Below are 14228 nucleotides of genomic sequence, written 5' to 3' on the forward strand. Positions count from 1 at the left end.
ATATTTTAACGAGCCAGTATATTCAAAGAGTTCAATAACTGAGCATCTAATGTTTCTCTTACTGGAGTAGGAAGCCCATATGCAACTCTGTAATTTTTGATAGCAGTTCGTGTCGCAGGCCCCATACTTCCGTCTATATTGCCGTTATAAAACCCTTTATCCAGTAATGCGAACTGCACTCGCATGATCAAACGCTTACGCTTTTCAGTATCAGAAGCCAGCCCACTACTTGCACGAGTAGTTCCATTCATTCCAGCAGAGTTTGTGGTCGTAGAGGCATCGGTGTCATTAGAGCGAAGCGAACGAACAGATGAAGAAGACGATGGCGAATTTGTACCTGAAGTGGATGAGCCTGATGAGCTTGGTGAACTGTATGTTTTAGGATAATAAGGAGTGCTTCCACCATAGTACCCACCACCAGACGAAGATCTATGAGAACTATGGCTTCGATGGGAGCTATGACTACGATGCCCTGCAATGTAGAAAGGTACTTCCGTGTTAAGTGGAGCTATAACTAAATCATGCTCATTAAGAGTCATTCCAGGCAAATCACTTGCACCAGTGGAGGAATCACTTGCCCATACAGAATTATTGAGTGCTAAAAATCCCGGAAGCAGAGCAGCGAAATTAAATTTTTTCATAAAATTGGTCTCGGTGGTTGATGAAAACGGCCTTTTGATGAACTGAAATAACCAGCACAGGAAGACTTCTGAGTACATTCATCACATTCTTTGGGGTAGTAATTTTTCCAGTCAGAAATTGACTGAGTAGCAAATCCCCAAGCTCTTTCAGGAAGATGGCACAATGGGTAATTGAAGATTGTTAGGGTGATGCCTGACCTTTGTGCTGTTCCTATGGCAGAGAGAATTTTCTCACTATAGCTATCATGCTCAATGAAGATTGATGACCAGTTTTTACGTGCCCAGCCGATAGATTCTAACCCCATAAGAGAAATCTGGTTGATATTGGAAAACACGCGACCAGCGAACTCTATGATTTTGTCCAGTTCCATATAGTTAGCCAGTGTCGGAATGATTCTTAACTCAATGTTGATCCCTGAGTTACCGGCATTGATAAGCCCCATAACTGTCTCATCAAATGCCCCTTCGCTTCCAACCAGATAGTCATGAACTGACGACCTTGAAGAATAAAGCGGAATACCGAAAGTTATTTTGAGCTTTTCGCTTCGCTCTTTCATCTGTTGAATAAAACTGACATCTGCAAACTTTCGTCCATTGGTCAAAACATGCAAAGCTGTCTCAGGTGAGTTTTCGATTATGAAGTCCAGAAATTGCAAGAAATCTTCGCCATACAGTAGAGGTTCTCCCCCACTCACTCCTACTACACCATTCAGGGAGAAAGAGGCGATGGCAAGTGCTGACTGGTTAAGAAGCCAGTCATCGTTTCCTGTCTTAGGAGGCTGAGAACAAAAAAGGCAACGGTTGTTGCACCTTTCAGTTACCAGAACAGTGTTATGGTTTGCTCTCCGTGACAAAATCACCCTAATCATGTTGCCATTGTTAACAATCCCTATATCACCATCTTCTATGGAATTGAAAAGATCAGTGCTCACAACGAAGTCTGCAAAATATGCAGGAAGTCTGGAATCAAGTTGAGTTTCACTGACCAGTAAATTTGGCAGATAGAATTGAGGATTTTCGGGCTTAGATTTGCACAAGCGATAGAAACCTTGCTGAACTGGCAGAACTGCCGTAAATCTGAAAATGTCGTTTCTCAGCACCTCAGACATAAGCCCACCCTTTAAGCATCTTTGCCATCGGTCCATCCTGAGAGATTTCATTCAGAAGGAAGCGGAACATGCCTTTGTGATACTGGCAGAAAGTAGAACGACTCTTGTCACCAACAGGTTCGCCATGAACACTAATGTTCTGGCAAGGATCTGCTCCACAGAAAGGCTGGTATGCACAGGTGTCACAACCTGGCATGGCGAAGTTAAATGAAGATGAGAGGGCGGAACGGTAGTATTCGTTGCTACTGAATGAGAGTGAGGCAAACTCTCCTGCACTGAAATCTGCTTCCGGGTTTACTTTCTGAAGCATACGACTTTCATCACTACCGTAGACTTTACCGTCATAATTGAACAGGATGCAGTTCAGCACAACTCCGCTTGGCGATTTTAGATCTGCATAACCACTGAAGCCTGGATTGAAAATTCGCTTGAGATGAATAGCAGCCGAGTGCTCAATGACAGGCATTCCCTTTTCATTCTGAATCAACACTTCCTGCATCAACTCTTTATAAAAAGCAAAATACTCTGGCATTGAAAAAGTGAAGCTCTGCTTCTGAGCAAACCCATAAGGACTAACAGGCCTGATAAACATGTCTGTAAGACCCAGAGACAAATGAGCATCTACTATGGAAGCTGGCTCTTTAGTCAGCTCCTTAGTAACTGTGGTAACCGTAGCTACCCGGTTTGCGCCAAGTTCTTCTGTGATTTTCCGAATACCAGTTACTGCTTTGTTATGAGCTTGAAAGTCAGTAAGGATGCGATTCTTGTTATGGACAGCTTCATTCCCATCGAGCGAGACCGAGAAGGTGATATTCCGCTCTTTAACCCATGAGAGAATGCTTTCATCGAGTAATGACAGACTTGTAGCAATCACCATTTCAAAAGCATCACTACCCAATGAAATCTCACACTCGTGATAGATTGACTGAACAAGATCGAACCTGAGAAGTGGTTCACCGCCCTGTACTTCTATCTTGTAGGGAGGTGTACCTAGTTTCTTTATGGTGCTGACAATTTGCGGTATCAGTTCAGGATTGAGGTCATAACCATCAGCGGTGACCGATGCCCTACTGACCTGGCAATATTTGCAAGTATGATCACAACGAAGAGTAGGTACAATCATGAAGATTGGCCTGATCGCCAGTTCATTCATGAGTCGTTTGGCAAAAGCCGAACTTAGTGCATAAGGGGTAACGGAGGAAGATTCATCTCCGCAAATGAAAAGTTTGCTTTCAAGCGATGAGGACTGTTCTTGACTGATGTGACCGTTTACCAGATCGAGAAATTCCTGCTCTCCTAAAAAATGATGAAAGCCAGCGAGGTTACTGATGAATACCCGGCCGTCAGGCATCCTGTCGAAGTTGAAAGGCATCAGTATCATTATGCAAGCCTGTCATCTATGCTTCGGAGAACCTTGCTGACAATGGCATCACGCAATTGACCGGTTTGATGATGAAGTTTCTCGCGGAGGCTAAAATCGTTTAACAGCCTTCCGAATTCAAACTCACATTCAGGGCCACTTATCTCAAAGAAGATAATCCAATAGGATGTGTTTTCTTCAAGTTTCCATGGACTTACAGGAGTCATCCAGTATAGGGTGTTTCGGATAACCCATTCAGAATAAAGATTTTTTTGTAATATCTTTTCCCACATCGCCATTACCTTCCAAAAGAAATAATAACGGAAAGAAACTTATTCCATCTAGGGATTTTTCTTATAGATTAATGATATAACACCTTTCAAAACATGTTACTGAGTATGTCAAAATTCTGAGATTCAGTTCAACTAGAAATTAATCGAATCAAGCACTCACATGATGCAGCAGTACTTTTTTTTGAGTTTTTACCTATTGATTTACTTAGATAAAAATCATTTCAGCTAAATTTGGTATACACATGGGCTACATTTCTTAGAAAGAATATTTTTACCTTAGATTAAATCGCCATCTGCGAAGTTCATTACGAACAAATCCTATTAACCTATTAGGATAATCCACACTGACTTCATAAGTTTGAGGTAAACAGGTAAACGAGATAGGTGTTATAAAAGCAGTAAAGATCAGGAGCTAGAAAGGTGAAAGCCCACCTGCGGTGGGCTTTCGACTGCGCTTTGCCTTTAAATGTGTGTAACCAGAACCTACAAAGAGGGGAAGTAAACAGCACAGGCATCGAGTTGATACAGAAATCATACATAAAGTAGTGCAAACTGTCAATGTATAATTTATATTAATCAGAAAAAGGAGGATAGAACTTTGCCAAAAACCACTAACTATACACCAATCTTAGATTTGGTCTCGCTTCCAAGAATAAAAAGTTATCAGATAACCTTTCACACTTCTAATGATTATGAACTCTATGGGGCTTATCTATGGTGCCAACAAGTTGGTGGAAACTTATACCCTTTGATTCAAAATTTAGAAATTACAGTTAGAAATGCTATAGACAATGCAGCAAAGAAAAGATTTGGTGATTATTGGTGGAAACAGATCTATTGCAATAAGAACATTAACTCGACTAATTTTATGAAAAAAATTGATTCTGCTATCGATAAGCTGGACAGAGAATGGGTCGATTTTGAGAAAAAAAGATTGGGTTTAAAACCGTGGGATAGTTTACCAGCTACAAGTGTTATACCCATATGGCCTCACGATAAAATCATAGCAGCAACAGATTTTTCAGCATGGCATTATATTTTGAATAAAGAATTTATCTCAAACAACCCAGGGCTGAATCATAAATATCTTTGGCCTAAGTCCTTAAGCACTGCATTCAAAAATTATGCTTCTATTAATCCTGATCAATCACAAATAAATAAAGAATTAAGTGATTTGATATTTGATTTAAGACAGTATAGAAATCGATTGTTTCATCATGAGCCGCTTTGGGTCAAAGCACCAACAGTAACGAGCCCTTCCACCGCAATAGATACTATAAGAGCAAAAATCAATAATATTGAAAAAGTCATTTGTGCAATTGACACAAGAATACTCGACATTTTGCATAAAGTAGGTTTATTTAGAAAAATCAGAAGAGTTTGCACAATTGAAGAGCTTGAAATATATACTTATATTAAAAAACCTGAAAAATTGACTAAAAAACAAAGCAGATTACTTAGGGGAGTATATTCTAAGTCATCAAAGAACAATGAATCGATACTCCTTGCACACTCAAATTCAAGTTATGTGCTGAATAAGTTTAGGTGAACACCTTATTAAACAAAATAAATTAAATCTAGATGGAGAAAGAAATGATCAGTAGAGGCTCAGAATGGAACAAATGGGATCTTCATGTCCATACTCCTGCATCAGTTTTGAGAAGCGAATATGGGGACGACTGGGATAAATATATTATTGATTTATTCACTAAAGCTATCGAAGAAAATGTAAAAGTAATAGGGATTACTGATTATTTTTTCATAGATGGATATAAAAAGATAAAAAATGACTACTTAGCTAACCCTGAAAGAATGGAGCAATTATTAGGTACTGAAAAATATAAGTTAGTTAAAGAAATAAAGGTATTACCAAACATCGAGTTTAGAATTGATAAATTAGTTATCGGAAAAGAATCAGATTTGAAGTGGAATAGAAAAGTAAATTATCATCTCTTATTATGTGATTCTGTTCCTCCAGAAATCATAGAAAAAGAAATTATAAACTGTCTGAAATTTGATTTTTATTCAGAACCAGGTGCCAGGACAGACAGAAGAAACTTCACAAAAGAGAATATAATCGAGTTTGGCGAAAAACTATGCCAACATCAAGATAATTTTGCTGGACAGAATCCCCTATTTGTAGGGATGATAAATTCATGCTTCAATCTTGATGAACTCAAAGACATATTAAACACGAACGGAAAATTTAAAGGAAAATATATATTAGCTTTACCAGCAGATGAAGATCTAAGTAAAGTCAGTTGGAAGAGTCAAGGCCATGGCGTTCGGAAGCATCTCATAATGCAATCACACATGCTCTTCACTTCAAATAGTGGCACAATTGATTTTTGCAAAGGTGAAAAACACGAGACGATAAGAGACTATCTGAAAGAGTTTGGAAATCTAAAACCTTGCGTTTGGGGTTCAGATGCACACTCCTCAGATAAAATGTTTAAACCTGACGATAATAGGCATACTTGGATAAAAGCTAATCTCAGCTTCAATGGGCTAAAACAAATAATATATGAGCCTGAGTCGAGAGTTAAAATTCAAGAATCTCACCCGCAGACAAAAGCCGGATATCAAACGATATTAAGAGTAAGATTCATATGTGAAGATAAAAAATTCCCCAAAGATTGGATATATTTAAATAAAGATTTGAATACAATAATAGGTGGAAAGTCTTCTGGAAAATCACTTCTACTTTACTTCATTGCAGCGGCTATAAATAAAAGTGCTGTTTTAGAAAATATAAACTTAGCTGACACCGACAACTATGATACAAAAGGTATTGACTTTGAGGTAGAGTGGGATGATGGAAGTATTAGTTTGCTCTCTAACTTAGAAGATACAAAACCTATAACTTACATACCTCAATTGTATATTAATAAACTTGCGGAAGTTGAAGGAAAAAATCAGCTAAAAAAACTTATCGAGTCGATTCTGAAGCAGAATAGAGATTTTTATGAGTTTAGTGAAGTAAAAGACTCTGAAATTAAGTTAAAAAACAAAGAGATAAAAGAAAAAATTGAACTTCATCAGTCATTCTCAGATAATTACACAACATTATGTGAAGAAAGAAATAAGATTGGTGATAAATCCTCGATTGAAAAGGAGATCAGTTCATTAGAAGAACAATGTAAAAAACTAAGAGAAAAATCAGGATTTAATCAGCAGGAAATAATAAAATACAATAAGCTAAATGCCATTATAAAAAACTCTGAGAATAGACTAAGAGTAGTTGATAACTATCATTTAAACTCCACAAAGCTAATAACTGGCTTACACGAAAGATTTCTAGATTACACTAATGCTTTAAAATCTGATTTAGCATCCTCATTAAGTGTTGCGGATACTGCTATTTTTTCCAAAAAATACTATGCCATTATTGAAAAAGGTATGGAAAGCATTCGATTAGAAACTCAAAAGCATTTTGAGTTGAAAACAAATAAAATACCAGAACTTATCGATAAAATCACACAAATAAAAGAAAAATCAGAGTTAGAGATCACTCCTTTATTATTAAAAGTTAAGGAAAAAGAAAGCCTCGACTTATTTACCAAAAAAAATAAGTATTGAAAGAGAAAAACTAAGTAAAATAAATGGACTGCAACAAGTAATAGATAAATTATTAGTAGATGCAAAAGATAACCTTTCTAATTTACAAACAAATTATGCAGAATTAATGTCTTTATATCAAGACTACATTATTGAGTTATCATCAGAGCAATATAGTATTTCTGATGATATGAAAATAATCCCTAAACTCAGTTTCAATAAAGATGGATTTGATAAATTCATAGATAATTATGATATGAGAGGTAATTTACAACTTTTAATGGGTGATGCATATGACCCTAAAGAAATTTTTGCTTTTGATGTAGTAAACCATATAGAAAAAATAAATACCATTTTTGCAAATACAAAGAAAGAAACTTGTCCAAAATTGAAAAAAGGAATTACTAAAAAGGATATCCTTTATACACTCTACGATGACTATTTCTTCATTGATTATGAAATTATCTATAATAATGATGAAATAATAAAAATGTCTCCGGGTAAAAGAGGGTTAGTTCTTTTGAATTTATTGCTGCACCTGAGCAATGCATCGCATCCAATACTCATAGATCAACCAGAAGATAACTTAGATAACAGAACTATCTATGAACAGTTGAACAGGTTCATTAAGCAACGCAAAAAAACGAGACAAATAATATTGGTTACTCATAACGCAAACCTTGTTGTTTCCGCTGATTCAGAATGTGTTATTGTTGCAAACCAATCTGGTCAAATTAAAGATGGTGAGAATGAAGAGTATCAGTTTGAATATATCAATAATGCACTTGAAAATACTTTTGAAAAGATACAAGATACTTGCCTTCTTAAGAGCATGGGTATAAGGCAGCATGTATGTGAAATTCTGGAAGGAGGTCAAGATGCATTTAAAGAAAGAGAAATAAAATATGGCCTGAAATTCTAAATTTTCTATAGGGTTGTTAGCAAGGGCTAACTCATCGAAGCTCCGCTTCTTTGAGTTCCCTTGTTTTTCGCCCTTCGGTTGAAAAAGAAAGTCAAAGTCTAACCTAACTCATTGACATGAATTGCATTTCCACTATAAATATATAATGTGTTGCAAAGGAATTGCTCACTTTAAAGCGAATAAACATATAAAAAGGAGTTTATATGGGTAAAATAATAACATTGTCGTATACAAATAATTTTAAGCCTATTAACGATAATAAATCTCAATCATTGCGAATACACTGTGTAAGTGTACGATTAAATAAAGAAGAGTTAGAGCTTCTCAATGCAAGCCGTGGTGATAAACGCAAAGGTGAATGGCTTCGCATGGCATCACTTCAAAAGCTTCCTCCGACCATTCCTGCAATCAATTTAGAAGTTTGGCAATCATTGTCTGATATATCTCAAAAGCTAAACCGTCTAATAATCCACCTTGATACTAAAAGCAGTAATAGTGAACTGACGAAAACAGAGATCTTCGCTGTTAAAAAGCAGATTAAAGAGCTTCGCTCATGTCTTACAGGTTCTGATCCGTCCGTAAGGTAGTTTTTCGCATGAAAGGAATGCAGAAGATCAAAAGAGGTAAGAGCTTCTCAGGTGTGGTTCTCTATGTGTTAAAGCCAGGCTCACACCATAGAACCGTTCCAGAAGTAATTGGTGGCAACATGACAGGTGATTGCTCACAAGAGTTAATCGACGAATTTAACCTTACGAAAGAGCTTCGCTCAGATGTGGCAAAACCTGTTTGGCACAATTCACTTCGATTACCCCAGGGAGAATCTCTTACCAACGAACAATGGAAACGAATTGCTGACGATTACATGAAGCGAATGGGGTTCGGTGATACACACCTCCGTTGCTATGTTCTTCATGATGATCAGGCTGGTCAGCACATACACATTATTGCAAGTCGCATAGATCTCAATGGCGGGAAGCTCTACTTGGGAAGGAACGAAAACCTCATCAGCACCCGCATAATCAGTGAACTCGAATTCGCTCATGGTCTGACAGTGACCAGGACAGCCTCTTCAATTGCACCAAAGCAACCGAAGCGGAAGAGAATCTCTCGCAACGAACAGATGCTATCAGAACGAACTGGTGTTCCCTGCCCCAAGAAGTCCCTTCAACAGATCATAGATAAAAGTTTGGCAGATACACCTGATCTTTTAACGTTTATCAAGAGGCTGGAAGAAGCCGAAGTCGGCTGGACAGCGAATGTCGCTTCTACCGGGAAAATGAACGGGTTCTCATTCTCATACCGCGATATAGCTTTCAAAGCTTCGCAATTGGGTAAGGGCTACTCTTGGGCAAATCTTCAAAAGCAACTTAACTACAATCCTGACCACTTAGAAGCTATACGAGCGACCAAGAAGGCTATCCCTGCTCCTGCTCCTGCTCCTGCTCCTGCTCCTGCTCCTGCTCCTGCTCCTGCTCCTGCTCCTGCTCCTGCTCCTGCTCCTGCTCCTGCAACCATTTTAAAAACCACTGAGAGAAAGGAAAGTATCAGTGAAAAAATTGCTGAACTCGAACTGCGACTCAGAAAAGACAGACGAAACGAGATCGTTGAGAAGATTCTCCAAAAGAATGCGGTTAACCAGCAAAAGCATCTCAGGCTTATCGGCTGGATTCCATTTCTAAGAAGGCTCGCAGAGCTTCTCCGAAGCTATGGTAAGAGCATTCTTCACAAAACCTACACAAACTTCTCAAAAATCCATGCAATGCAACCTCTAAACAAGGCGAGAAAAATTCGTTTATAGACAATTGGTTATTGCCAACACCATTCTTAGACGTCAGTTCTTTAGTAGTTAATTTAAGATAAGTCAACAAACAATTGATCGTTATTACAGATCGATAAACTATTTATGATAGGATATAACTATCAAGCAACAAACATCGATCGGTACAAGTGATTTTACTAAAGAGAATTATTCATCGAGAATCCCTGAAAAGAGCCTGATAATTTTTAACCAATTTGCAGTATCAGGAACCTGATTAATAAACGGAGTTTGTATGAATAAAGAAACCATTAAGTGCCCATTTTGCTTTAAAGAAAGCGAATTTGGGGTCCGTGTTTGCACTGGCTGTCATTCCAAGATTAGTTATGGCGAAGTTTCAGGATGGGCTGCTTTGCTAATAGTATTTATTTTATTAGCTATTACTTACATCATACTTTATATAAGTCAAAATTTATTAGTAGGTATCATTACTTTTTTTACATTAGTAATTTTAATGAAATTATATATTCGCAAGAAATTTGCACACAGAGCTATTTTTACACATAGAAGCTAACCATTTAAAAAAAACAATAAGGAAGATAGAATGAATAAATTTGTTGTTGCCTCCTTTTTTATTGCGTCATTTTTAATTACTGGCTGTTCTACATCAGGCAACCAAAAAATAAAAAATGAAACTGCTCAAAGTTTACAATCAAAAATCATTAAAAACAAAACAACTAAGACGGAGCTACTCGCTCAACTTGGTGAGCCTGATACAAGAACTACACTCGACAGTGGCAACGAACAGTGGAGATACTTTATGTATAACAATCAGTTCAATGCAACAACTTTTATTCCAGTTGTAGGGCTGTTTACTGGTGGTTCACAGACACAATCTAAAACACTTGATATTGAGTTTAATGGTCAAACAGTCAGTAAATGGACTTTATCTTCGGAGAATAACAACTCGAAGACAGGCATTCTTAATTAATTACTTTCTGGACAAGAAAATGAAAACATACTCAATTATCGCAGTTATCCTTTCTACTTTTCTATTAACAGCCTGTAATTCAGAACCTTCTGACAAAGATATATTCAATATTTTTAAAAGTGTTGTAGATAGATCAAATGCCAGTATGAAAGCTCTCGATTCAAGAATTCCAGAAAAATATCTTCTAAAAATCGATTATGTGAAAAAGGTTAGTTGCACAGAAGAAGCAAACAATGTTTATAACTGCATTGTCGATGCCTCGATTAGCAATATGAAACAGACAAAGCCTGTTAAGCTTGTGAAAGCTGATGGTGTATGGAAAGAAGTTCAGTAGTAGTTTATATCGAGAACTCTCTTAGCCCCTGCATAGGGGCTTTTTATTGCCTATAATCTGACGGTTCTCACGCGAACTTCATTGATTAACTCTTTCTCAATTACTTTCATTTCATATTGTGCTCTGACAGTAGCATAGATTTCTTCTGCTTTTTCCTGATTGTTATCTATGTAATTAACAAGCGAGTTTAGCTCTCTAAGAACACCTTCTTTGTTATTTAATCGTTGTAGTAGATTGCTTGTCAGACTTTTGTATACTGAGCTAAACATAGCCATTATGTTATCAATATTACGATTGGAATTGGAATAAATCCTTTTAGGGTAGAAATATTTTAAATGATATCCTACAAAAATTAAGTATAGCTTGTATGAGAAACTTTTATCATGTAGCTGATATCGTTTTGATATATATTTATCAATTATAAGTATAAGTTGCTCTTCCAGAGTAAACTCTGGAGTGATTTTGTTTTTGTCCATAAAATGCATCCTTGCATAATTGAAATAGTCTTCCTGACCATATATTTATATCTATCGCATTTATTTAACTTGTCAATAGGTGTAACCTATCAAATATTATTTTTTATTAAATGGCCTATTCAACTGTTCCATAGTAAGACCGTGTCTATAAGCATTATACTGCCAATAGCTAAATTGCTCTTTGTATCTATTGTTCTGTTTTTTCAACATTTCGTTTTCGGCTTTAAGGTTTATTATTTGTTGTGCCGCAATAGTTAAGTTAGCTGGTTTCTTTAGACCAGATTTTTTCAAATTGGACAAACTTTTCTTTGTTCTATATGCTTCAACAACTTCATCATGAGCACTTAAAGATTGCCTTGTGATAGTTCTGTTTAGATTCTTATAAACTGATTCACATAAATCACTCCATGTGATTTTACCGTCCCAAGTCAGTATAATGTGTTTAATTGCCTTTATCTCACTCCTGTTCAAATGTTTTGCCATAAGTATCTCCTGTTTTAATTATTCAAAAGCTTATTAATTCTTTCCAAATTTTTTTCATGGTGTTGCAACCATTTGTCTGCACCATAATCACCATTTTCATAAGCGATCTGAGTTATTCTCTTTAATTGCATTACTTTCTCTCGTACAGATTGCAGTCTAATTCTATCTACTGAATTAATGCCCAGTGTTTCATTATCACACTCAATAACCTGATTAATTTTTGCACAAGGCTTGATTAAATAGTTATGTACACAGTAACCAAATTCAGTTAAGTGTATTGCACCTTGATTAAGGTTATCAAAATCAATTGTCAATTCATTTGTGGGTATTGACTCCCTTTGACAGTAATTACTCCTATTCAATTTAATAGCTTTGATTTTATCTAACATATCTTCTTCTGACACATGGTTATAAACTCTGTTCTGATTCGCATTGATACGACCAGACCATTTAGCTATATCCAGTTCAGACATTTCACCATAATGGGCTATTGTGTTTAAAAGGTGCCGTGGCTGGTGTGAGCGAATAAGTAGTGGTTTACCTTCATCATCATAATACCCATATCGGGAAAATATATTTTTATAATTCATCTCATAGCTTTTTTTACTTTGTATATCACTGAAAAAGAAACTTTTAGTAGGCTTATAAAATGTGAAAATTGAAGTCATTCTTGATAAAGAAAATTGATCAGTATTGAGCAAGCATAAAGCATTACTAAATTTTATGGATTTTTCTTTATCATACCATGGAAAGTCTCTGCTAAAATTAGAACTAATAATTTCCCACAAATCACTCAATGAATAGTTGTAATCATTGTGGTTTAAGAAGCTTTTCCCACCATCCAAACTCGTTCTTTTAATTTTTAAAACACATGATTTATGATCAAATAAATGATATCCCAGTGCATGGCAAACTTGTACAACGGTCAATTTAGCTTTTTCATCAACTGTTGGGCAAAGCTCATGTCGGTAAAATTTATCCGGGTACTTTTCGCACCAGTGAGCAAGTGCTCTTGCATGTTGTGATAAGGAAAGTAATCTTCTAATCTCTTTCTTTGCAACTGGTATCATAACCCGTGGAATCCATTTGATATTAGGGAGGGTGCGAATAAGTACCCTCCGCAACGAAAATGAAACTTTTAGTCAATTAAATTCAATCACTTACATAGGCGTTTTTTTGCGTTTGGTGACTTATTCGCACCTTCCTTAGGACCATACCCTTTTACCGAATAAAATCTCAACCCATATCTTTCGATACCCTTGCCATCTATTTGTGTAATCTCACAATCAGCAGGTAAGGCTAAAATTTCAGAGATTCTGCTCGGACAACAAAGTAGAAGTGCAAATACTGAACTGGTGAACTTATCCCTTGGACTCAGTAACTCATCATTTTGTGAAAAAATATCAGCAATAGCGAGTAATGCCTCTTCATCTGGTAACTTATCGCTTCGGTGATAATCCTCAATCTCAGGAAGATAATTGTTTTTGACTTTCTGTTTTATATGATTTTTCCATGAGATATATCCTGACTTCACAAGATTATGTTCACATAGAAACTTTGATATTTTTTCAAGCTGTATTCCACATTTAGCTAAAACGTTACCTTCAAAATATTTACTCCCGATCTGCATTGCCTCATCGAAAACAACGGCTGTAACATTATAAATGAGACCAGTGTTCTGAACCTGCAAAAGGGCCTGTTCGAGACATCGCAAGGCCATCATAATAACCCCATAATTTTTCAATGGTTTCAATGAGTGTTGATATCTGATATATGCTTTCGCAAAATTGATATAATCTTCGTGCATTGCATCAATGGAATCAAAGACTTTATTTCCAACCCCTATTTTTCTAAATGTTACATATCCTTTCCAGGCATACTGCTCCCAATCCTGAGTTTGGGTTAGTCCGGGCAGTTGATAGCGACAAAATTTTATAAACTCATTATAATTTTCTTCTACAAGAATATGTTTTTTTGATTTGAACAAAATAATATTATTCATAGTTGATTCACCTCACTGCGATCAATCGGAATAAAAAATATACATTGATTGCAAGGGAATCCTGAATTCTGACTCTGGCATCTACTTGAAGAAAAAAATTTGAAATGACAACTCTTTTTCGATTTGATTCCGTTCATAAAAATATCAGCGACAAATGACAATTGTTCTGAAACAGCGGAATCAATCCTTTCAACACTGTCAGCATGATTTTTAATATAAATCCCCGCACTTGAAGTAGAGGAATGATCCAATAATTCAGCTATAGTATTAACATTATGCCCATCCTTAGCCAGCATAGTTGCC

The 14228-nt window shown here is 36.3% G+C and carries 12 protein-coding genes and 3 pseudogenes; 7 read left to right on the forward strand and 8 right to left on the reverse strand.

Annotation, left to right across the window (positions count from 1 at the left end; all coding sequences use genetic code 11):
* Positions 1 to 5 precede the first annotated feature (5 nt).
* From hxsA to hxsD, 4 genes are read right to left on the reverse strand one after another with little or no spacing between them, the layout of a single operon-like run.
* Positions 6 to 641: a His-Xaa-Ser repeat protein HxsA gene (gene hxsA, locus AC4OVU_RS16710; RefSeq protein ID WP_001624497.1), complete on the reverse strand. Its 636-nt coding sequence runs from the start codon at positions 639 to 641 to the stop codon at positions 6 to 8.
* Positions 638 to 1750 carry a His-Xaa-Ser system radical SAM maturase HxsC gene (gene hxsC, locus AC4OVU_RS16715; protein ID WP_491928754.1) on the reverse strand — a complete coding sequence of 371 codons (1113 nt, stop codon included), beginning with the start codon at positions 1748 to 1750 and terminating at the stop codon, positions 638 to 640. Before hxsC ends, hxsA begins: the two co-directional genes overlap by 4 nt.
* Positions 1743 to 3131, reverse strand: coding sequence for a His-Xaa-Ser system radical SAM maturase HxsB (gene hxsB, locus AC4OVU_RS16720; protein ID WP_032718095.1), 1389 nt, complete (start codon positions 3129 to 3131; stop codon positions 1743 to 1745). The genes hxsC and hxsB overlap by 8 nt, the downstream gene beginning before the upstream one ends.
* Positions 3131 to 3403, reverse strand: coding sequence for a His-Xaa-Ser system protein HxsD (gene hxsD, locus AC4OVU_RS16725; RefSeq protein ID WP_039102433.1), 273 nt, complete (start codon positions 3401 to 3403; stop codon positions 3131 to 3133). Before hxsD ends, hxsB begins: the two co-directional genes overlap by 1 nt.
* A 598-nt stretch (positions 3404 to 4001) precedes the next feature.
* On the opposite strand from hxsD, the gene AC4OVU_RS16730 reads away from it, so the two are divergent.
* The 7 genes and pseudogenes from AC4OVU_RS16730 to AC4OVU_RS16760 all read left to right on the forward strand — a co-directional run bounded on the left by AC4OVU_RS16730 (position 4002) and on the right by AC4OVU_RS16760 (position 10964).
* On the forward strand, positions 4002 to 4952 hold the full coding sequence (locus AC4OVU_RS16730) for an Abi family protein (RefSeq protein ID WP_072003729.1): 951 nt from the start codon (positions 4002 to 4004) through the stop codon (positions 4950 to 4952).
* Between the two features lie 44 nt (positions 4953 to 4996).
* Positions 4997 to 7883, forward strand: a pseudogene (locus tag AC4OVU_RS16735) (TrlF family AAA-like ATPase).
* Positions 7884 to 8086: 203 nt separating this feature from the next.
* Positions 8087 to 8470 carry a hypothetical protein gene (locus AC4OVU_RS16740; RefSeq protein ID WP_001624489.1) on the forward strand — a complete coding sequence of 128 codons (384 nt, stop codon included), beginning with the start codon at positions 8087 to 8089 and terminating at the stop codon, positions 8468 to 8470.
* Between the two features lie 8 nt (positions 8471 to 8478).
* Positions 8479 to 9681 (forward strand): relaxase/mobilization nuclease domain-containing protein, encoded by a 1203-nt coding sequence (locus AC4OVU_RS16745; protein WP_248899742.1) that lies wholly within the window; start codon positions 8479 to 8481, stop codon positions 9679 to 9681.
* 253 nt (positions 9682 to 9934) lie between these two features.
* Positions 9935 to 10213, forward strand: a complete 279-nt coding sequence (locus AC4OVU_RS16750) for a hypothetical protein (RefSeq protein WP_001625704.1) — start codon at positions 9935 to 9937, stop codon at positions 10211 to 10213.
* A gap of 30 nt (positions 10214 to 10243) precedes the next feature.
* Positions 10244 to 10630, forward strand: a complete 387-nt coding sequence (locus tag AC4OVU_RS16755; protein ID WP_001625705.1) for a hypothetical protein — start codon at positions 10244 to 10246, stop codon at positions 10628 to 10630.
* 19 nt (positions 10631 to 10649) lie between these two features.
* The gene (locus AC4OVU_RS16760; RefSeq protein ID WP_032718102.1) at positions 10650 to 10964 is read left to right on the forward strand and encodes a hypothetical protein; all 315 of its coding nucleotides are present in this window, start codon (positions 10650 to 10652) and stop codon (positions 10962 to 10964) included.
* Positions 10965 to 11014: 50 nt separating this feature from the next.
* Here the strand turns inward: AC4OVU_RS16760 and AC4OVU_RS16765 are convergent, their stop codons facing one another.
* From AC4OVU_RS16765 to AC4OVU_RS16780, 4 genes and pseudogenes are all read right to left on the reverse strand, one after another.
* Positions 11015 to 11440 (reverse strand): hypothetical protein, encoded by a 426-nt coding sequence (locus AC4OVU_RS16765; protein WP_491928755.1) that lies wholly within the window; start codon positions 11438 to 11440, stop codon positions 11015 to 11017.
* A 96-nt stretch (positions 11441 to 11536) separates the two neighbouring features.
* Entirely contained in the window at positions 11537 to 11923 is a 387-nt protein-coding gene (locus tag AC4OVU_RS16770) for a hypothetical protein (RefSeq protein WP_001625709.1), read from the reverse strand.
* 14 nt (positions 11924 to 11937) lie between these two features.
* A pseudogene (locus AC4OVU_RS16775) lies at positions 11938 to 13925 on the reverse strand (DNA-binding protein).
* Positions 13922 to 14227 (reverse strand): annotated as a pseudogene (locus tag AC4OVU_RS16780) (site-specific integrase); the annotation flags it as partial. The pseudogenes AC4OVU_RS16780 and AC4OVU_RS16775, both read right to left, overlap by 4 nt.
* Between the last annotated feature and the right edge of the window lies 1 nt (position 14228).

The sequence above is a fragment of the Enterobacter sp. 6722112 genome, assembly GCF_058661685.1.